General features: G+C 63.0%; 18 protein-coding genes, 1 pseudogene and 1 riboswitch. Of the genes and pseudogenes, 7 read left to right on the top strand and 12 right to left on the bottom strand.

All coding sequences use genetic code 11. From position 1 onward, the window contains the following. Nucleotides 1-8 precede the first annotated feature (8 nt). A complete protein-coding gene (locus tag RFA01S_RS12610) occupies nucleotides 9-605 on the top strand; it encodes a DUF8020 domain-containing protein (RefSeq protein WP_032365824.1) in 597 nt (198 codons plus the stop codon). A gap of 54 nt (nucleotides 606-659) precedes the next feature. Here the strand turns inward: RFA01S_RS12610 and pabB are convergent, their stop codons facing one another. From pabB to RFA01S_RS12625, 3 genes are all read right to left on the bottom strand, one after another. After that, the gene (gene pabB, locus RFA01S_RS12615; protein ID WP_032391408.1) at nucleotides 660-2,735 is read right to left on the bottom strand and encodes an aminodeoxychorismate synthase component I; all 2,076 of its coding nucleotides are present in this window, start codon (nucleotides 2,733-2,735) and stop codon (nucleotides 660-662) included. Nucleotides 2,736-2,745: 10 nt separating this feature from the next. Next, entirely contained in the window at nucleotides 2,746-3,141 is a 396-nt protein-coding gene (locus RFA01S_RS12620) for a chorismate mutase family protein (RefSeq protein ID WP_080731018.1), read from the bottom strand. 275 nt (nucleotides 3,142-3,416) lie between these two features. Then, nucleotides 3,417-3,755, bottom strand: coding sequence for an RNA polymerase-binding protein RbpA (locus tag RFA01S_RS12625; protein ID WP_027497120.1), 339 nt, complete (start codon nucleotides 3,753-3,755; stop codon nucleotides 3,417-3,419). Between the two features lie 30 nt (nucleotides 3,756-3,785). On the opposite strand from RFA01S_RS12625, the gene RFA01S_RS27745 reads away from it, so the two are divergent. From RFA01S_RS27745 to RFA01S_RS12640, 4 genes are all read left to right on the top strand, one after another. Further along, nucleotides 3,786-3,926 carry a hypothetical protein gene (locus tag RFA01S_RS27745; RefSeq protein WP_155290166.1) on the top strand — a complete coding sequence of 47 codons (141 nt, stop codon included), beginning with the start codon at nucleotides 3,786-3,788 and terminating at the stop codon, nucleotides 3,924-3,926. Nucleotides 3,927-3,932: 6 nt separating this feature from the next. Continuing rightward, the gene (locus RFA01S_RS12630; protein WP_032388376.1) at nucleotides 3,933-4,265 is read left to right on the top strand and encodes a hypothetical protein; all 333 of its coding nucleotides are present in this window, start codon (nucleotides 3,933-3,935) and stop codon (nucleotides 4,263-4,265) included. Nucleotides 4,266-4,407: 142 nt separating this feature from the next. After that, a complete protein-coding gene (locus RFA01S_RS12635) occupies nucleotides 4,408-4,863 on the top strand; it encodes a tellurite resistance TerB family protein (protein ID WP_027497122.1) in 456 nt (151 codons plus the stop codon). 203 nt (nucleotides 4,864-5,066) lie between these two features. Continuing rightward, nucleotides 5,067-6,704, top strand: coding sequence for a cation:proton antiporter domain-containing protein (locus RFA01S_RS12640; protein WP_032408252.1), 1,638 nt, complete (start codon nucleotides 5,067-5,069; stop codon nucleotides 6,702-6,704). A gap of 49 nt (nucleotides 6,705-6,753) precedes the next feature. On the opposite strand, the gene RFA01S_RS12645 is transcribed toward RFA01S_RS12640, so the two are convergent. The 7 genes and pseudogenes from RFA01S_RS12645 to RFA01S_RS12675 all read right to left on the bottom strand — a co-directional run bounded on the left by RFA01S_RS12645 (nucleotide 6,754) and on the right by RFA01S_RS12675 (nucleotide 14,404). Further along, nucleotides 6,754-8,352 (bottom strand): DUF2207 family protein, encoded by a 1,599-nt coding sequence (locus RFA01S_RS12645; protein WP_032408251.1) that lies wholly within the window; start codon nucleotides 8,350-8,352, stop codon nucleotides 6,754-6,756. A 438-nt stretch (nucleotides 8,353-8,790) separates the two neighbouring features. Next, nucleotides 8,791-9,237, bottom strand: coding sequence for a VOC family protein (locus RFA01S_RS12650; RefSeq protein WP_032370557.1), 447 nt, complete (start codon nucleotides 9,235-9,237; stop codon nucleotides 8,791-8,793). A gap of 139 nt (nucleotides 9,238-9,376) precedes the next feature. Next, complete coding sequence (locus RFA01S_RS12655) at nucleotides 9,377-10,216, bottom strand: SDR family NAD(P)-dependent oxidoreductase (protein ID WP_032408250.1); 840 nt, start codon at nucleotides 10,214-10,216, stop codon at nucleotides 9,377-9,379. Then, entirely contained in the window at nucleotides 10,213-10,557 is a 345-nt protein-coding gene (locus RFA01S_RS12660; protein ID WP_052060891.1) for a nuclear transport factor 2 family protein, read from the bottom strand. The genes RFA01S_RS12655 and RFA01S_RS12660 overlap by 4 nt, the downstream gene beginning before the upstream one ends. 113 nt (nucleotides 10,558-10,670) lie before the next feature. After that, nucleotides 10,671-11,888: a benzoate/H(+) symporter BenE family transporter gene (locus RFA01S_RS12665; protein WP_052060890.1), complete on the bottom strand. Its 1,218-nt coding sequence runs from the start codon at nucleotides 11,886-11,888 to the stop codon at nucleotides 10,671-10,673. 15 nt (nucleotides 11,889-11,903) lie between these two features. Continuing rightward, nucleotides 11,904-11,991: riboswitch (ZMP/ZTP riboswitch) on the bottom strand. 223 nt (nucleotides 11,992-12,214) lie between these two features. Continuing rightward, nucleotides 12,215-13,312, bottom strand: a pseudogene (locus tag RFA01S_RS12670) (hypothetical protein). A gap of 147 nt (nucleotides 13,313-13,459) precedes the next feature. Beyond that, a complete protein-coding gene (locus RFA01S_RS12675) occupies nucleotides 13,460-14,404 on the bottom strand; it encodes a hypothetical protein (protein WP_032408249.1) in 945 nt (314 codons plus the stop codon). A gap of 372 nt (nucleotides 14,405-14,776) precedes the next feature. Here RFA01S_RS12675 and RFA01S_RS12685 point away from each other — a divergent pair, with 372 nt between their 5' ends. Beyond that, nucleotides 14,777-16,972, top strand: coding sequence for a sensor domain-containing protein (locus tag RFA01S_RS12685; protein ID WP_032408248.1), 2,196 nt, complete (start codon nucleotides 14,777-14,779; stop codon nucleotides 16,970-16,972). Between the two features lie 4 nt (nucleotides 16,973-16,976). Here the strand turns inward: RFA01S_RS12685 and RFA01S_RS12690 are convergent, their stop codons facing one another. After that, nucleotides 16,977-17,495, bottom strand: coding sequence for a hypothetical protein (locus RFA01S_RS12690; RefSeq protein WP_139278436.1), 519 nt, complete (start codon nucleotides 17,493-17,495; stop codon nucleotides 16,977-16,979). A gap of 94 nt (nucleotides 17,496-17,589) precedes the next feature. On the opposite strand from RFA01S_RS12690, the gene helR reads away from it, so the two are divergent. Beyond that, a complete protein-coding gene (gene helR, locus RFA01S_RS12695) occupies nucleotides 17,590-19,752 on the top strand; it encodes an RNA polymerase recycling motor ATPase HelR (RefSeq protein ID WP_032370561.1) in 2,163 nt (720 codons plus the stop codon). Here the strand turns inward: helR and RFA01S_RS12700 are convergent. Then, entirely contained in the window at nucleotides 19,708-20,628 is a 921-nt protein-coding gene (locus tag RFA01S_RS12700; RefSeq protein ID WP_032370562.1) for a LysR family transcriptional regulator, read from the bottom strand. The two genes, helR and RFA01S_RS12700, sit on opposite strands and share 45 nt — an antisense overlap. Between the last annotated feature and the right edge of the window lie 7 nt (nucleotides 20,629-20,635).

The raw sequence follows: 20,635 nt of genomic DNA on the forward strand, positions 1-20,635 counted from the left end.
GGGACACAGTGAAACTGATCAGAACAGCAACGGTCGCGGTGGCGTTGACCGCAGCCGTAGCCACCGGCGCAGGCCAGGCCGTAGCGGATCCGACGTCGGAGTCGATGAACTACCAGACGTCGGTCAACCCGGATGGAACCGTCAAGACCATCCTCGACGCCGGTCTCTTCCGCGTCGATGCGACGAGCGAGACGGTGTCGATCGTCGACCAGGCCGGCTCCACGGTGGCGTCGATCCCGCTGGAGTACTCCATCAATGGAACCGTCTACTCCATTGCGCCCCTGATCGGTGCCGAAGGTCGGGAACTCACTCTCACCCCGCAGACCGTTCCTGTCGCTGAGGTCGCAGGCGCGAAGACCAAGCAGCAGGCCTTCGACAACATGGTCAACCAGCTCGCCATCGGTTGGAACAACGGCGGCGGCGTCGGCACGGCCATCGGTGCAGGCCTCGGCTTCGCCATCGGCTGCGTCTCGATCTTCCCGAACTTCATCTCGGGCTGCATCATCGGAACCGTGATCGGTACGGTCGCCGGCACGGTCATCGGAATCAACAACGCCAACCCCGAAGCTCAGCCTGCGGTGTTCGAGTACTTCACCACTGCGTAGAGCACGACGGCCACTGGCCGAGGGATGTGGAACAGCGGGTAGAGCGCGTGCGCTCTACCCGCTGTTCGCTGTCCGGCCAGTGAGGGCTCGACGCATCGACACCGCTTTGACCATCGTCTCCTCGAACTCCTCGTCGGGGTCCGAGAGCGCGACGATCGCGCCTCCGACGCCGTACGTGACCTCGTGCTCGGTCGCCACGATCGTGCGAATGACGATCGAGAAATCTGCCGTACCCGTGATCGAGAAGTAGCCGATGGCACCGGAATACACTCCGCGCGGCCCATCTTCGAGCTTGTCGATGATTGCCATCGTGCGAATCTTCGGAGCGCCGGTCATCGAGCCGCCGGGGAACGCCGCCCTGATGCAGTCGGCAGCCGACGCGTCGTCACGCAGCCGGCCACGAACCGTGGAGACCAATTGGTGCACGGGAGCATAGGTTTCGACGTCGAACAGCTTCGGCACGTGTACCGAACCAGGAACGCACACCTGAGCCAGGTCGTTACGCACCAAATCGACGATCATCAGATTCTCGGCCTTGTCCTTCTCGTTCGCGACGAGGTCGGCCTTGAGTGCGTTGTCCTCTTCGGGGGTGGCCCCGCGCGGCCGAGTTCCCTTGATGGGCTTGGACTCCACGATGCGGTCGGCGTCGATACGCAGGAATCGCTCGGGGGAGGCGCTCAGGACCGAGACGTCGGGAAAATTCAAGAAGGCACTGTACGGGGTGGGATTGATTTCCCGCATGTAGGAGTACGTCGCCGCGGGGTCGATGGAACCGGCCACGGTGGCAGTGTTCGTCAGGCAGACCTCGTAGGTTTCACCGGAACGGATTTCGGCGAGGCACTGAGAGATGAGGTCGAGGTAATGCGTGCGATCGTGCCTGAGCCGTGGCTCCAGGGACAGCTCTGCGCCGAGCAACGGAGCACCGGACGCAGGTATCCCACTGGGCGCGCTCACGGTCTGCGCCTTCTCGGACAGTCCACTCAGCGTTGCGGTGACCGAGTCGAACCACTGCGCGAGGACCGGATCCCCGGGGGTATCGGCCAACCCCATCAAGTACAGGGTGCCGGCCTCGTGGTCGAACACCAACGCCCGATCGGAGAACACCATCGAGGCGTCGGGGGTCGCCGAGGTGTGCACCAGCTGCCCGCCCGTATCGGCCTTGAGTTCGTACCCGAGGTAGCCGACGTAGCCCAGTCCGAATGCAAAGGGAAGATCGTGCCGCGGGGGAGTAGCTCGGCGACGTAGTTGGGCGTCGATGTAGTCGAAGAACGTCGAGTGGATGTGTTCTTTCGTGCCGTCGGAGCCCTCGACGGTCACCATCGTCTCGGCTACCGAGTACGTCACGTATTCGGCGTGCGGCCCGGAGCAATCGCCCATGACGGTGAATCGGCACTCGGGCTCGAGTGCGGCGCTTCCGTCCAGCCAGAAACTCTTGGTGTCGTGCGCGAACAGCGTCTGGAACACGCGCTCGGAGTCGAAATCGCTGTCGATAGTGCGGGTTTCGATGGTGAACATCGAATCGTGGGTCCCCGCTGCGTTCGCTGCGTTCGACCGCGCTAGCGTCAGATCGCGGAAATTCGCCAGCAGCTCACGCCCGTATTCGGTGCTGATCGACTCGGGGTGGAACTGCACTCCCCACAACGGCTTGCTGTGATGACGAACCGCCATCACCAGACCGTCCGGGGTCCAGGCGACTTCCTCGAAGTCGGCGGGAGTCCGGGTGACGACCAGAGAGTGGTAGCGCACCACGGAATACGGCGAGGGAATCCCCTCGAACAGATCCACCCCGGTGTGCGTGATGTCGGTGATGCGGCCGTGCATCGGTGCGGGGGCCAGATCGACCTCGCCCCCGAAGAGGTGGCACATCCCCTGATGGCCGAGGCAGACACCCAGAATCGGGAGACCGGATTCGCTTATCACTCGACCACTGATACCGAAGTCCTGCTCGACGTCCGGGCGGCCGGGACCGGGCGAGATCACGACGTTGTCGAACGCGGCGAAGTCGAGGGAAGACCACGCGACGTCGTTCTTGACCACGGTCGGTGGTCGGCCGTTGACCTCGGCGAGGAGGCTGTACAGGTTGTAGGTGAACGAGTCGTAATTGTCCACCAGGAGGGTTCTGATCGTCATCGACGTACCTCTATCGTTCGCCCTCGAGGCCAGATTCTGGCCCCGGAGAATCGATGATGAGATCCTCGACGCGACACGCCTCGGCAATCATCGACTTGTACAACTCTTCGAGAAAGTCGGGCGACAATCCGTTCGCGGACGCGAACTCACGAGCCCGTTCGGTCACCACGCCCACCCGGCCCGGCTGCATCATGGGAATACCGAATTCGCGTTTGACGTGGGCCACCCGTACACACACATCGATTCGGTCGCGTACGGCTGCGCGCAAGACCTCGTCGACACCGTCCAATTCGCGGCGCAATTCCGCCAACTTCTGTTCGCCGACCGCAACGCGTCCGTCCGATTCCGAGTCGGACGCCGCCGTCCGCGGATCGTCGTGCAGACACTGATCGGAACCCTGGCTCACGAGTTGATGCCCCCTGTTTTCGACGACTACGGTGCTGATGATTATCGGTCGCAGCCGACATTTGTTACCGCGATCATCACAGACTCGGTAATCGACTACATGCGATGTTCGATGGTGTCATCCCGAGCCGTTTTCGCGCCACTCAAACTCGAAGAAAACGGACGCTGAACGACAATAATCACACAAGTCACCCGAAAAAAATCTCCGAGTTTCCAACCCATCGAAAAAATGCACCGCCGGATTGTTTCCAATCGGGCGGTGCATCGGTCAGGGGATCAGGCTCCGCGTCGCTTGACCTTCAGCAGATCGAGGCGCTCCTTCAACAACTCTTCCAGTTCATCCACCGAACGGCGCTCGAGGAGCATGTCCCAGTGGGTACGGGGAGGCTTGACCTTCTTCGCCTCGGGCGCGGTGCCCTCGATCAGAGAACCCTCGAGTCCGTTACGGCACGCCCACGTACCGGGAATCTCGGCGTCGTCGGCGAACGGGACGTCGAATTCCTCACCGTTGTCGCAGCGATAGCGAGCCACGCGGCGGGGTGCCAGGTCGTGATCACGATCGGTCTCGTAGCTGACGGCTCCCAGTCGACTACCTCGAAGTACACGATCTGCCATAGTGAAGTCCTCTCCATCGATAGTAGGTATGTGCGCCGATTCCACCGGCCGGTTTCGGCGCGGCCGAGCTTCGTCGTCCACCCACTGATCTACAACGTCGTCGTGCGTCCGTTCGTTCCCGGCTCGCCCGCGCAGATCAAGGCATCTTACCTCGCCGGCAAAGTAGGCTGAGCGACCATGTCCGTGAAAACCCGTCGCAACCAGACGTGCGAGTGGTGCGGACGTCCCATCGACGATGTCGGCACCGGCCGCAAACGACGGTACTGCCGACAATCGTGCAGACAACGTGCGTACGAGCAGCGCAATGCCGTCAAGGGGACGTCCATTCCCGTCGACGCCGTCGTGCTGACCGCCGAAGAAGCATCGGCCGTTGCGGATCGCGCTTTCGAACTGCGCTGCGCGGCCGAGGATGTCAGCACCGCAGTGGCAGAAGGCGCCGCCGCCGACGAACTGCAGCGCCTGTGCATCGAGCTCGTGGCGAAAGCACACGATGCCGAGCGGCTGCGCTGAGTATTTCCGGGGCTCCTCGCTGGTCGTCCTTCGTGCAACGCGACGGTCGACGACATCGCTCCCGTCGTTGTTCACCGACTCCGTGGACAATGGGCGACGCACGCGCGTCTTGCGCGGACGCAAAGACACACAGAGGAGCTCCATGGCGTTCTGGGATCAACTCAAGTCCAAAGCACAGGAATTGAACGGGCAGCTGCAAACCAAGACCAGCCAGTTCAAGAACAAGGAGTTCGCCAACGGCAGCATGGCGATGTGCGCTCTCATCGCCGCCGCGGACGGCACGATCGATCCGGCCGAGCGGCAGAAGACGGCAGCGCTGATCGCCGGAAACGAAGCTCTCCGCGTCTTCGAGTCCGATGAGCTCCGCCAGAAGTTCGACTGGTACTGCGACAAGCTGCAGGGTGACTTCGACTTCGGAAAGGTCGAGGCCACCGCGACGATCGGCAAGTTGAAGTCCAAACCGGACCAGGCCCGTGCCGTCATCCAGATCGGCATCATCATCGGCGGTGCCGACGGGCATTTCGACGACCACGAAAAGGCCGCCGTTCGCAACGCATGCTTCGCAGTGGGAATCGACCCGGCCGAGTTCGAGCTCTGACCCGCTCCGACGTGGGCATCGAGACCGGATGAGGTCCGCGGCGGCCGACGACGCTTCGACGTCGTCGGTCGCCGTTGTCGTCCCTGGATTCCATCTGTCCTGCAATTTCCTACTCCGCGGGTTACTTTGCTCGTTCCGGCTGGGTGCACAGACGTCGTCGACGCGTCAGCGGACCGATCGATCCGTGACCGAGGAGACCGAGCATGACTGTTGCCGCGATTTATCTCGTCATCGCATTCGGCCTCGGCGGACTCGCGATGGCGGTGCGACTTCCTCCGTTGGTCGGCTTTCTGGCGGCTGGGTTCGTCATCAACGCTCTCGATGTCGGTGAGGTGCCGCAGCTGGACCTGCTCGCCGACTTGGGGGTCACGCTGCTGTTGTTCGCCATCGGCCTCAAGCTCGATCTCCGCATTCTGTTGCGCCGAGAGGTCTGGCTCACCACGTCGGTCCATCTCGCGATCAGCGTCGCGCTCGGAACCACGGTGTTGTGGTTGGCCGCAGTGGCCGGCCTGGCCATGCTGTCCGGGCAAAGCCTGACGACCATCGCACTCCTGGCCTTCGCCATGTCGTTCTCGAGCACCGTGTTCGTCGTCAAGGTACTCGAGGAGCGGGGGGAGTCGCATGCGCTCTACGGCCGCGTCGCCATCGGCGTCCTTGTCATGCAGGACATCGTTGCCGTCGTCTTCCTGACGGTCACCAGCGGCACTCTGCCCAGCCCATGGGCCTTCACCCTCGTCCTGCTGTGGCCGCTCACGCGAATTCTTCGGAGAATCTGGAGCGGGCTGGGGCACGGCGAGATGCAGTCGTTGTTCGGCATCGTGATGGCTCTGGTTCCGGGATACGCATTGTTCTCCACGCTGGGCCTCAAAGGTGACCTCGGTGCCTTGATCATCGGTGTCCTGTTGGCTTCGCATTCCGCGTCGTCCGAACTCGCACGGTCTCTGTTCCACCTCAAGGAACTTCTGTTGGTGGGCTTCTTCGTCTCGATAGGCCTGTCCGGACTACCCGATGTGCCCAGTCTCGTTGTCGCCCTGCTGATGATGCTCGTTCTGCCGCTCAAATCCGTGCTCTACGTAGCGCTGTTCGCCGCGATGAAACTTCGGTATCGAACGGCCCTGCTCGCAGGACTGAGTCTGATGAACTACTCGGAGTTCGGTCTGATCGTCGTCTCGGTCGGAGTGACGACCGGGCTGCTGGAACCCACGTGGCTGGTCGAGATGTCGATCGCGGTGGCTCTGAGTTTCGTGGTGTCCGCCCTTGTCAACGGCCGCGGCCACCTGATGGTCGAGAAGATGGCGAGCCGGCTGCCCGTCCAGGACGAGCAGAGCCTCCACCCCGAGGAACGCCCCGGTGATGCCGGCGACGCCGAAGTCGTCGTCATCGGCATGGGGCGTGTGGGGTTCGCGGCCTACCAGCGACTGAACGAGCACTACCGATTGGACGTGGTCGGAGTCGACTACGACGGCCCGCGCATCCGTCGACTGGCCGAGCAGGGACTGCGCGTCATCGAGGGCGATGCCACCGACCTCGACTTCTGGCACCGACTACGCAGATCGGATTCCGTCCGGATCGCGGTGCTCGCCATGCCGCGGCACGGTGCGAACGTCACGGCACTGGCGTGCCTGCGCGAGTCCGGCTTCGGCGGAACAGTGGCTGCGGTCGCACGGTACGACGACGAGGTGCAGTGGGCAAAAGACCAGGGCGTCGATATCGCCTTCAACGTCTACGCCGGCGCGGGATTGGAACTGGCCGACCAAGTGGGGCATTCGACCCCGGAATACATCGATGATCGCACCGACTCCGAGACCGACGAGCCGCGTACACCGGACAACACCGGATAGGCCAGCGACGAGTGATGGAGGCGCTCGCCGGAAACGAATGGGGGAGTCGTCAGGTACTGCCTGCCGCTCCGCCTCCTCCACCTGCACCTGCACCGGACGCAACGGATCCGCTACTGCTGGAGACGAACACACCGGAGAACACAGACCAGGGGAGGACCACCGGGACACCCGCCGCATAGTCGGCATCCGCGGGTGATGTGAAGGCTCGTAGCGGCGTGTCACTCCCGGGGTCGGTTGCGGCCTCGAGTCGTTTCCGAAAGAACGGGGCCAAACCGAACGCAACGACGTCCGGCAGGGCTACGTTCAGATCGACCGACTCGTCGTTGTCCTTGGCGGCCTGCTTCAGTCCGTCGCGGTACGCCTCCCAGGGGCGAGAGGCGTCCAGGCCCGCGACCGAGAAGCGTGAGTAGGCGATCGCCGTCCACAGTCCTGCAACGAAGAGAAGGCCCGACAACACCACCGCGAGCCACATCGTCGGTGCACCCGACGTCGCCACGGCAATTCCTCCGATCGCGAGAGCGCCGCCGACAACGCCCAGACCGGCCAACGCTGTCCGGCGTCGACCTGAGCCGTCGGCAACGAATCCGCTGTCCCGCAGTGTTTTCTCCACGAGTTCTTTGGTTGCACCGGGGCCTCGAGCGATCTTCTTCAACTCGTCGCCGGATACGACATCGTCCTCGGCTCGTTCGGCGAGCATCGACCAGACCGCCTGTTGAACCTCGCCGCGGGCACGGGTTCGGTCGACAAGCCTGATCTTGACTGTCCCTTTGTCGAACTTTCCCGGCTTCTTGTCCTGCTCGAAGGTGAGCGCATCGGCGGTGGCAAGCGCCAGTACGGTCCCCGGTACGCCGCTGGGCTGCGCGCTGCGGTGCACCAGGGCGGTCGCGTACGCTGCATCGGTGGCCTGGTCCGGTCGAACCGTCGTCGGATATTCTTGGGCGACAGTCGGTTTCGCTCGGCCCCGAAACACCGTTCCCACCAGAAGCAGCCCGAGAAGCGCGATCACCGAACCGGCCCACGGCAGCCAGTTCGAGCCTGGACCGTCGGCGAATCTGTCCAAGGCAGTCACCGGCGGACCGGTGCGAATGTCGGACGCCAGGCGATCTATGCCCGCGGTCAGGCTTCCTGCGACGTCACCATCTCGCAGCGGCGGAATCAGTGCGTCCTCGATGATGGCCTCTTGTTCGTCCCGCGGAACGTTACCGTCGTCGTACGTGGAGCCGACGAAGATGCCCGCGCGAGCCTCGTCGATCTTTCCAGGCTCCCGGTTGATCAGTATTGCGCCTGCAGTGTCCTGGTCGACGCCCGTCAGGGACACCCATCTCTGCTGCAGGTCTTCGACCTGATCCAACGTGTCGTCGGGGTCCGCGTCGAGCTCACGCACGTACGCGATCACGTCCGCACCGGTGTCGGACTTCAAGTTCTCCAACTGACGTTGAATGTCCGCGGTCTGCGCCGGATTCAGGGAAAAACCCGTTCGGTCGTAGACACGCTGACCCGAGGTCAAACCCTCGAAGCCGGCGTCTCCGCCGGACGGATCGTCGGAGCAGCCAACGAGGCCGAACGCTGCGATGAGGGCCATCAGTACGGCGGCAGCAACTCGGCGGTTCAAGTTCCGACGACGGGATGTCTCGAGAAAGGCGTCCATCGAACGAACTCTAACCAGAGTTCGTATACGGTAGCCAGCACATTCGGCCGACGCGGCAGTGGATATCCAGACTGGTCTTCCTCACCGTTGTTTCGTCACTGTGACGAAACAACGGTGAGGAAAGAGCAGAGAGGGAGAGGGTGCCGTCCGGTCCGCAGTGCGCCGATCTCATGACAGCGGGCAGTCAGCGGGCCGGCTGCGATAGCTGTCGACCGGAAGCCCGTCACGATTCCCGCAGGCATTTCGATACCACCGGGACGCGTCGACGCAGACTTCAAACAACGAAGAGCTTCAGCCGAATCGACTGCGTCGGAGAAAGTTGTTGGAATGCAGCGAACTACGAGTTGATCTCAGCGAACTGCAGGTCAACAGTTTGCCGATAATCAACATTATGTCAGGTACTGTCCTGAACGTTCGATCGACCTGGGTAATCGGTTGTCACTGCGGCGGCTCCATGAATTCGATCGTCTCTCCGTGTGGACCCACCGCGTACATCACGCGGGTGCCCACCTTTGCCCCGCCGGCAATAGGTTGAGGAGTTCCCTGCGCCGTCCACCCGAAGTTCGCGATTCGCGTCAGGACCGCGTCGATGTTGTCGACCTCGAAGGCAAGATGCGCGAAACCAGGATCGTGTGGTCGAGAGGATCCCTGCTCTCCCTGGACGTTGCGATATTCCAGCAGTTCGATCGTCTGACCCGCAACGGATACCACCGCCATCCGGACTGTAGCCCCGTGCGCTCCGGTGACCTCTCCCAGAAACTCTCCACCCATCTCACCGGTACGTTCGAGGACCGCGCCGAGACCATCGATCCAGAACCGAAGGGCGTCATCGAGGGAACCGACGGCGAAGCCGACGTGGTCGGAGCGAAGGATTCTGAACGACATGCCAGGAGCCTACGCCTGGCATGTTTCACGAATTGCGCTTCTGTTCGGCTCTCATCAGTCCGCCTCCGACGATCAACCGCTGGATCTCACCGGTCCCCTCGTGCAGCCGCGGCAGAATCAGCGAGCTCCACCAACTTGGTTACTCCGGAAAATCCGCGCTCCGAGACAGCCTTTCGTTCGACCGGATGTCGCCCAAGTTTTGTTCCAGCGCACCGATCACGGCGTCGTACCCGCTGTTGCCCAGGATCAGTCGGCGTGGCGGCGGGTCCTGAGCCATCGCTTGAATCACCGCACGGGCACCACGATACGGATCGCCCGGCTGCACCCCGTTCATGTCGACGAAATCGGCACGAACCTGTTCCAGCATGTCGTGGTAATCCGGAATCGCTTCCGCGACAGGCTCGTCGGCGAATCCAGCGTAGGCGTTGGTGCGAAAAGCCCCTGGTTCGACCGCCAACACGGAGATGCCGTGCTCGGCAACCTCCTGGCGCAGAGCGTCTGTGACGGCTTCGATCGCGTATTTCGTAGCGCTGTAGTAGCCGAATCCGACCGCCGCCAGAAGTCCGGCCACTGAGGATACGTTGACGATCCACCCACTTCTGCGGGTGCGCATTCCTGGTAGCACGGCTCGCGTAACGGACAGTACTGCAAAGAAATTCAGCTCGAACATTGCCCGGATCGAGGCTTCGTCCATTCCCTCGATCGATCCGTACCAGCCGCGACCGGCGTTGTTGACCAGCACGTCGATACCGCCGAAATGCTCTTCGGCCATTCGTACCGCCTGCAGTACCTGTGCCGCGTCCGTGACATCCATGGGCACGACGAGAACGCGGTCACCATACTGATCGGCCCACGACGCCAGTTCCCCTGGACGCCGCGCCGTGAGTACCACGCGGTCCCCCGCGCCCAAAGCCACCTCGGCGTACGCCATGCCGAAGCCGCCTGGGGTGCCACCGGTGATGAACCATCGCTTGCTCATGGCTCGATCACCAACCGGTTGATCAGCGCGCCGTCCAGAGTGAAACGGTAGTGCAGGTCGACGACTCCCCCGGGAAAATTGCCTTCCAGGTGCTGCGTGACGTCGACGGTCGTGCCGGTCGCGGTCGCTCCCGTGAACTCCGTTGTGTAGGTGTACTCACTCTCATTGACCGAGGCGGTCAACCATGCCTCGATCTCGTCGCGGCCAGAGTGATCACGACCCTCATCGGTCACGACGGCATCTGCGGTGAACACGGTGATCACTCGAGCGCCTTGTCGGGCGTCGAGTGCGGTCATGAACTTCTTCACGTTGTCCGGGAGTGCATCCCATTCTGTGGTCATGACACCACGGTGATGCCTCCCCCAGGGGGAAGGTCAATACCGGATCGGCAAACCGGTGTTCATGACCGACACTCGCCCCGGCGCCCCGTCGACTCACGCTGGTACCCAGGACGTCAAGCGGCGGACCGTGGCTTGCTCAGCAGCAAGCGTGCAGTCAGCCCGGCCAGGAGCGCCCAGAAGGCAGCGCTGACACCGACGATGACTGTGCCGGACGCGGCGGTCACAAAAGTGATGACGACGGGGATTCGCTCTACCGGATCAGCGAACGCGGCGGTCAACGACGCGGCGAGTGTCCCGAGTAGGGCGAGTCCGGCGACCGCGGCAATGACACCGACGGGGGCAAGTGCAACGAGTGTGCCGAACGACGCCGACGCCACGCCGAGCAACATCAGGACGATTCCCGCAGTCAGACTTGCAATCCATCGGCGAGTGCGATCCACACCCGCGTCCGGCCCGGCAGCCAGGGCGGCGCTGATTGCCGCCAGGTTGATCGCATGCCCGCCGGCGGTCGCACCGAGCAGGGTGCCTGCGCCGGTCACAACCATCGATCGCCGCCACGGAACCTGGTAGCCGAGACCGGCCATGACCGCTACACCCGGGACGTTCTGAGAAGCCATGGTCACGAGGTACAGCGGAAGTGCGATCCCGACGACACCCGCGACGGTGAACGTCGGCGAAGTCAAATGGACCCGAGGTACGAGGTCCGCCGGGCCGACCGTGGTTTCGCCGGCCGCCACCGCGATCCCGATGACGACTGCGGCGGCAAGAAAGGCGAGGGGCGCGGCCCAACGGGGCGAGAACCGAAGTGCAACAAGCCAAGTCAGGACAACGGGGGCGACAGCGATCGGGTTCACAGCCAACCCGGTGACCGGGCCGAGACAGAGCTGCAGGAGGACCCCGGCGAGCATGGCTTGGGCAAGCGAGGTGTGTATGCGGGTGACCAGCGCCGCGAGCTGGGGTACCAAACCGGTGAGGACGATCAGCACCCCCGTGACAAGGAACGCCCCCACCGCGGCGGGCCAACCGCCATCGACGGTGCCGGTGGTCGCGAGCAGGGCCGCGCCGGGGGTGGACCAGGCGGCGGTGATCGGCAGCCGAGTCTGCCAGGAAAGGACGATGCAGGCCAGACCCATGACGACGCTGACAGCGAGCAGGCCGCTGGCGGCCTGCTCGTAGTTTGCTCCTACCGCTGTCAGGCCGCTCAGGACTACAACGAACGAACTGGTGAACCCGACCAAGGCCGAGACCACGCCTGCCGTGATCGGTGGCGCCAGTCCACCCGTCTTACGTGCATCAGAATCGGCGATATCACGCGGTGGGGTGTGGCTCATGGTTCTCCTCGGCTCGGTGGGAGCCCAGGCGCGCGGCAGACGTCAACAGACGAGGCCGCTTCCCGATGGTGATCCATCCCCAGCGCCAGTCACGGCCCGACCACAGGGTAGACCGAAACTACGGACCATCGGTACCGGAGCAACCGTGACCGCTTCATCCCATGGAGCAACCCGACGCGCACCACCCGAACCATCTTGGGTGCCATTGATGCTTTCGCCCGGTATCGAAAAGACTGTGCGCGTTGCGAACCCGGGCAGTCCTCGGTGGGCGGCCGACGAAATCCGTGCCGCCGCCGAAGAGGGCCACGATTCTATCGGTCGCAGTGTCATTCCGGGTCGTTCGAGCGTGCCTGCGTCTCTTCGATCCGTTGCCTCTGCCGCACACCGTATGCGGCTTCGGTGACTGCGCGATCGTCTTCGAGGCCCGAACCGAGCGCCCCACCGATGGTCGCAATGGACGCGAGTAGCCAAGCGAGACTGAGGTAATCGGAAAAGCCGACCGCGTGTCCGAGGGTGCTGGACAGCAGTCCCGGAGGAAGTGTGAGACACGCGGTCCCCAGCAGCATGCAGAACAGGGCTATGTGGAGGACGACAACGCCGATCACCAACGTCACGGCTGTCGCTGCGTTGTACAGCACAGATCTGTCTCGCTCTTCGGGTGATTTCGGCCGCTCCCACAATTCGTGATCGAGAATCAGCCACAGAACCATCGCCGCAATGGAGAGAATCGTCGCCGCGCACATTCGCCATGGGCCCATTGTGTCGGCGAACAACCAAATCGTGCTGGTAGCCAGCGCGAACGCTCCGGTGGCAAACGCTCCGACCAGCACTTTCGACAGCCCTGTCACGAGCCGCCACGGCCGGTTCGCCCGCACCATCCCCGACAACAGCCGCAACCGTCGAAGTCCCGACGGTGCGAAGAAGCGTGTTCCGCCCTCGATGTTCTCGCTGGGAAACCGCGATTGTGCGCCGGGTGGGGCTAGTTCCGGTTCACCCACGGCACAGGCGATTGCCAGTTCGGTCACCGTGCGGACGCGGTCCTCGATACGCACACCACCCACCGCTGCAACGGAGATGAGTGCGAACAATCGTTCGGCGCTGACGTCGGCCACCACCGGCATGGTGTCTTCTCGCCGTGGCAGATCGGTGAGGTACACGACGATTTCTGCGTCTTCCGAAGACGGATCGACAGCGTCGATAACGTCCGCCAAGTCCGCTTGCTATCCAGAGAGGTACGGCTTACTGCGTACTCGCGACGTCCATCTGCGCTCGCGGTGGTCTCTGCTTCGTAAGTGTTGCGGTAGGTGCGCAGCCACCCGGTGTGCGAGCGCAGTGGGTTTGCCGGGATCAGCGATCAATAACACCGAAGCCGGTTCGCCTGCGGAACCCGCTCGATCCACCTGGTTGTGGTCGATCCCCGACACCGCTCTATTCTAACCAGTCAGGTCCGATCCGGGAACCCTCTGGCTCGAGAATTCCTGAGGCTCGGCGAATTCGGCATCGGTTCACCGAACCGATGTCCGCACAAAGGTTTTCGCTGCTCGCTCGGTCGCCGGCTCACACGCGGATTGTCACGATGTCTCCACTCCGGACCATCTCATGATTCGCAGGGCGCGCAGGGTATTCCACCTATTCGGACGCCCATCGCCATTCTCGATCGGAAAGTGGGCCGCACCGGCGTGAGTTCTGTCCAGCAGCCAAGTGCCGTCGTCACACTGTCTCGACCGGATGTGTTCGATTGCCGCCGTCAATCTCGGGTCGACGAAAGATCCAGCGGTTCGGAAGTAGTCGACTCCACGAAGCAGGTCGTAATGCCACCAGGTCGGAAAGGAGAAAAGCAACCAGTTCGGTTCGACGAGCTCCCCCGTGCTCACCCTCCTGGCCAGCCGGCGTTCCAGAAGGTACTCCTCGCCTCGGTGGCGTGCAGCACTCGACGCGGGAGTGCCGCCCGTGGCTCGTTCGTGCTCGAGCAACCCTTCGAGCACACAGATAGTCGAGTGAAAAGACCCGCGAGTCGATCCGTACTCCGCCTCGCAGTTCCAGCCGCCGTCGGCGAGCTGATCTTTCACCAGTCCGGTGACGATAGCGTCGACGTCGACTCCGAAATATGCACCCACGGCGACGGTCCTCCCGTTGATGCAGGGCTCGACTTCACCGTCGAAGAACCGTTGGCCTGCGTGTTCCCACCGGCAATTCCGGCGCACCGCCTCGATGGCGGTCCGTACTTCACCTGCGTACGGGTCGACACCCATCTCGCGCAGCAACGTCAACGAATGAAGCGTCGAAGTCCACGGCTGCCCTCCTGAGAAATCGCCGTCGAAACCCGATGGGAAGCAAGCACCTCCGGCCCACAGGCCGTTGGGGTCGCGTGCAGCAAGCAAACGAGCGCCCCAGCCTTCGTACACAATTCGGTTGCGCTCACTCGCCACATCAGCAGGCGGCGCGTCGTGCAGATCGCGCAGGACCTGCCATCGAATCGCTGGATCGGAATCGAGCAGCCACTCGTCGCTGACCATGAAGGCGAGGCTAGCAATGAAATCGATTTTTTCGGCGCTGTGTGCGGACGGGTCATCGGGTATTCTCTACGTTCCGAATTTCTGCGGAATTGCCGAGACAATTGGTGAAGACATCCGACTCGCTGCACGTGATTCTCGGGGAGGGTCCGAGTCGGAAAATGTATTGCTGGCCCAGTTGTTTTTCGGCCCCATCGAAGCTCGCGTTCTCCGTGGCGGAGATGTCTCTGACCGCAACCATTGTCGACTGTCCGAAGGCGGCGTGCTTCTGACAATTGGGTTACTGCCCGCTCGTGTTCGAACCCATCGAACTCGGTGGCCGAATAACATTGGCCCGAGCCGCTCGAACACCGAGCGACGCAGATCGGAGGGCCGATGTTCGATGCTGCCGACGATGTGATGTCGCTTCGGCAATTTCTGGAGCGATCGCCGGACTTCGTCGCACTCGCCGACCTGACGGGCACAGTTCTCCACATCAACCCAGCAGGCTTGGAACTCATCGGCGTGTCCGACTGGGCCGAGGCATCGACACTGCCGGCTTTGGATTTCCTCACTGCGGACGGCCGTGAGCGCGCCGAGGAGATCGGTACGGCGCTGCGTTCCGAGGGAAGGTGGGACGGCTACTGCGAACTACGCCATCACGGGACCGGTGCAGGTATTCCGGTCGTGGTCTCGGCATACGTCGTTCACACCCCGGACGGCCGACCTGACGTCGTCGCCTCGATCATCCGGCATCGGCACACCGTCGAACAACGTAATGCCCGGATGGCGGCCGATGCCGTTACCGCCAGCCGACATGCACAGGAGCAAAAAGCCCTGGCCGACCTCAGTCGGTTCGCAGTCGTCGCCGAGCTGTCGGAGCTGTTGACTGCAGCCACCGCCACTGCCGCCACGTTGATGGGTGTGGGAAATTCCGCCATCGCGCACCTCGAGAATTCCACCGATCCTTACTTGACCATGGATGCCGCGAGCGGTTCGCTCGGTATTCGTCGGGACGTTCCTTCCGGCGACGGCTCCATGACCGGGTACGCACTCGCTCACGAACAGCCAGTGATTTGCAGCAACCGCGGCGACGAAAGCCGGTTTCGTACAGACACGATGGCGGAGCTCGGACTGCGCAGCGGTGTGGCAGTACCGATCATGACTGCGGTTGGAGACGCCTGGGGAGTCCTCTCGATCCACAGTGTGGAAGCACGGCTGTATCGCGAACAGGAAGTCTCGTTCCTCAGCTCCGTCGCGGGTATCGTCTCCGCGGCACTTCGACGAATGGAACTGGAAAGCCAACTCCGACGGCGCAGCACCCACGACGCACTCACCGGGTTGCCCAATCGCACTTTCGCCTACGACGTCCTCGACACCGCTCTGGCTCGGGCACGCTTTCAGTCCGATACTTTGGCCCTCCTTCTGCTGGATATCGACGACTTCAAAATCATCAACGACAGCCTTGGCCACGACGCCGGAGACAGGGCGCTGGTGAAATTCGTGGAGCGACTGGTGTCCGCAACGAGCGCGACCGACACCATTGCTCGTCTCGGCGGGGACGAATTCCTGATCATCTGCGAAGGGGTGCGCACTGTGGAACGAGCGGAGGAGATCGCGCGACACATCGCCCGCACCATCGCGAAACCATTCGCTGCCGAGGACGTCCCCATCCCCCTCAGTGCCAGCATCGGTGTCGCTGTCTCCGACTCGAATTCGACAAGGCATGAGCTGATTCACCGGGCAGATCTGGCAATGTACCGCGCCAAGGACAGCGGAACCGGTGGCCATGCAGTTTTCGACCCGGGAGACCTGTACGACGCCGACCGGATCAGATCGCTGTCGGTCGACCTGCGCGCGGCATTGAGCTCGAACGAACTCACCATGGCATACCAACCTCTGGTGGACATCTCGACGCGTGAGGTCGTTGCAGTCGAGGCGCTCGCCCGCTGGAATCATCACGATCTAGGGCCTGTCGAGCCGACCGAATTCGTCGCAGTCGCCGAGAGAACAGGTCTCGCAACACCATTGGGCGCGTGGGCGCTCCGCGTCGCGTGCAGCGACGCAGTGCGGTGGCGCGCATTCTCCGACGTCGTGGTGCGCGTCAACGTCAGTGCGCTTCAACTGCGCGACCACGAGTTTCCGACGCAGGTCGCCACTGTTCTGGCTGACACCGGCCTACCACCGAACGCATTGGGTCTGGAAGTGACCGAAACAGTATGGGTCGCAGACACCGAACGAGTGGCGAATACCGTTGCTGCGCTGCACGCAATGGGTGTGTCCTTGCTCCTCGACGATATGGGTAAAGGGCACAGTTCCATGTCGTATCTGGACCGGTACCCGATGTTCGAGAGCTTCAAGATCGACAAGTCATACGTGGCCCGGTTGCCCGCCGTCCGCGCCAGGGCAATAATCTCGGCGATCGTTGCACTCGCCCGCGCGTTCGACGTCACAGTCGTCGGCGAAGGCGTCGAAACCGAAGAACAACTCGAAGCACTCGCCGCAACAGGATGCGACGTAGCTCAGGGATTCCTGCTCGGACGTCCGATGAGCGCCGCAGCAATCACCGATCTGCTGCTGTCTTCTCAGTGAACGACTACCGACTCCACCGCGGTGGTGGGCTGACCGTCTGATCGTTTGTTACGCGTCGTGCACGCCGCTCCGTGAGTACGAGAAGTAGGCCGGGAATTCCGGCGACGGTCCATGGCGCTACCGCCCCGACAGTCGGAACCACCTGAAGCACTCCCAGTCCGCAGAAGTCCGATGAGTGTCCGCACACGATCGCGTCGTAGGGCGTTGCCACGAAGGAAATGGTCAGCGCCGTGGTGAGGAACGCCAGGACCCCGGTCGAGATGGCCGCCGCGAGCGCCTTCGGGGACGCACACAATCCGGTCCAACCCCACGCGAGAAGCGCTACGCAACATGTCACGCCGATCAGAGCGACAGCAGCGCCGACCTCACCGCCGTGACCGTCGACCCGTACGCCGGTCACAAAACCGAGCTGAACGGCTCCGCCGGCCAATACGCCCGTGCCGATCAAGGGAAGTAATCCACGCAGAACACGCAACGGGCGTCTGCGGCGTGATGCGGAGAAGAAGATTCGCTCTCTTTCCACTTTCAATGTATAGCTCACCCGGGGTCTTGCGGCAAGACCCCGTCGAGGGTTCAGAATGGCTCGCTGCACACCCGCACCATCGGATCGGAGTCCCGTGAAATCAGTGCCGCCCCATGTCTTCGACCTCCCCGACAGGCTCGCACCGAAGCGCCAACCCACGCTCATCGGTCATGACCGACAGCACTTTTCGGCGATCACCGCCAGCATCGAGAAGTCACGTTCCGACACGATCGCTCGATTGAACGCCATCCAGAAGTCATCCGGGCGGATGGGACAGGAGGTGATGGAACGTGATTTCGAGATTCACCGATTGAACGGGCGACTGCGCCAACTGCGTCGTTACGGTGCCGATCTGTGTCTGGGGAGGTTCGTCCCCATCGACTCGGACCAACCGGTGTACGTGGGGCGTACCGGCTTGCTCGGCGATGCGGGCGAGCAACTGCTCGTCGACTGGCGCTCCCCCGCTGCCGAGCCGTTCTTCGGTGCAACCCATGCCAACCCGATGGGGCTGAAAAGCCGTCGCCGCTATCGGTGGACGAACGGCAGCATCACCGACTACTGGGACGAAGTGTTCGATCCCACGTCTCTGGATGACAACGCCGCGCTGGACGATCAGTCCGCGTTCATCGCCAGTCTGGGTGCCGAGCGCTCACCTCGGATGCGTGACGTACTGGGCACGATCCAGGCGGATCAAGATGCGATCATTCGAGCCGATGCGCACGGGGCACTGGTGGTCGACGGCGGACCGGGAACCGGGAAAACTGTTGTTGCCCTTCACCGCACCGCGTACCTGCTGTACGCAGACTCACGGATAGGACACAACCGCGGCGGAGTACTGTTCATCGGTCCGCATCAGCCCTACCTCGCGTACGTCTCGGGCGTACTCCCCAGTCTCGGCGAGGAGGGAGTACAAACATGCACCCTGCGCGACCTCGTCGCAGAGGGAACACATGCGCTCGACGACACCGATCCTGTTGCGGCGCGGCTCAAGGAAGACCTCGACGTCGACGCCGTCATCGAGGCGGCTGTTGCCTTCTACGAACAACCACCGACCCACGACGTCACAGTCGAAACAGACTGGGGAACATTTGTATTGACGCCGAACGACTGGGTGGAGGCATTCGGTGCGCCAGATCCCGGTACGCCGCACAACGAGGCTCGCGAGCTGATCTGGGACCTACTGACCACCATCGTGACCGATCGCTGTGCCGCACAGGGATCCCGCGAAGAATTTCGGCAGTCGCTGCAGTTGAACGAGGATCTGCGTGACGTCCTGGAACGCTCGTGGACGATCGTCGATGCCGCAGACCTCGTCGCGGACTTGTGGACCGTTCCGGCATACCTGCGCACATGCGCACCCTGGCTCGACGCGGACGACATTCGAGCACTTCGATGCGCTGATGCGACACGCTGGACTGTGGCCGACCTACCGCTGCTCGACGCGGCACGGGCGCGACTCGGCGATCCGAAACATGCTCTACGACAACGACGCCGATCACTGGCTGCTGCGATCGAACGCTCGCGAATGGACAGTGTCGTCGACGAGTTGATGGCGGTCGACGACGACGAGATGATGGCCGCGCAATTCCGTCAGGAGATAATTCGGGATGCACTCGTCGATTCGTCCGGCTTCGAGGACCATCCGACGGATCCGCTGGCGGGTCCCTTCGCGCACATCGTGATCGACGAGGCTCAGGAGTTGACCGATGCGCAGTGGCAGATGGTGATTCGGCGATGCCCTGCTGGGAGTTTCACCATCGTCGGAGACCGAGCGCAGTCTCGTCGGGGCTTTACCGAGACGTGGCCGGATCGGCTCGAACGAGTAGGTATCGACGAGGTGACCGTCGCCGCTCTCGGCGTGAATTACCGGACGCCGCAAGAAATTATGGACGTGGCCGAGCCGGTGATCCGGGCGGCGCTGCCCGACGCCAACGTTCCCACGTCGATACGCAGTACCGGCGTGCCGGTCGAATACGGTGACGTCGCATCGCTTTCGACGGTTCTCGCCGATTGGCTCGGTTCGACGACCGGCGGAACCGCATGCGTGATCGGTGATCCTACTTTTCCGCAGTCCGATCGAATCAGCTCGCTGACACCGCAGCTCGCCAAAGGTCTGGAATTCGATCTGGTCGTTCTGATCGACCCGGATTTGTTCGGCTCCGGCGTCGCAGGTGCTGTCGACACGTATGTGGCGATGACACGAGCCACAGGTCTACTCGTCGTCTTGACCACGTCGCAGCGCGAGCGAATCGAGTAGATCCAGCACGGCGTGGATCGCCGGACTCGCATCGGCGCTGCGCCTCCACGCGGCATGCACTTCTCGCTTGGGGGCGCGCGCCAGCGGGACCGCCACGAGCGTCGGGCCCAGAGGCGGTCGCGCGAGACGGGGAATCAGTGCCAGCACATTGTCTGCCTCCACCAGGGAAAGCTGAGTGGAGAAGTCGTCGACGAGGTGCCGAACGTCGATCTCGCTCGACGTGTCCGCGAACAATCGACGAAACCACTGGTGGCACACGGTGCCCGCCGGACTCGTCACCCACGGGTACTTCGCGAGGCCTACCGGTGTCAGTGGAGACTCCCCTGCGGCGAGGGGGTGGGTTCGATTCATGACGACATCGCCGTGGTCGGTGTGAATGGATCGCCGAACGATCGAGCGAGGAGCCACTGCGGGAACTCCGTCGGCGTCGTGCACCAGCGCCAGGTCTGCTGCTCCCGAATGCACACTGTGCAGCGCCTTATCCGGGTCCTCCTCCCCGATCTGCACGGTGAGGTCGGAATAGCGAGCGCTCGAGGTCGCGAGTGCAGGTGCGAGCAGACCGCGGATCGCAGTGGAGAATCCAACCACTCGTACCACCCCGCGCGCGGCACCCTCGTCTGCCGATCTCGCCGACTCCAGACACCGCTCGAGGGCGTGGAACACCTCGTCCGCGGATTCGACCACTGCCCGTCCGGCCGGCGTGAGCACAACACCTCTGCCCGCCTGCGCAAGTACCGGCGTTCCGACCTGGCGTTCGAGCCGTTTGATCTGCTGAGAGACGGCCGACGCGGTGTAGCCGAGCTCGTCGGCCGCTTTCGTCAGCGTGCCCAGGGCGGCAACTGCACGCAGCGCGTGGAGTGCATTGATATCGATCATGAAGCAA

It is taken from the genome of Rhodococcoides fascians NBRC 12155 = LMG 3623, assembly GCF_001894785.1.
GTDB lineage: Bacteria > Actinomycetota > Actinomycetes > Mycobacteriales > Mycobacteriaceae > Rhodococcoides > Rhodococcoides fascians.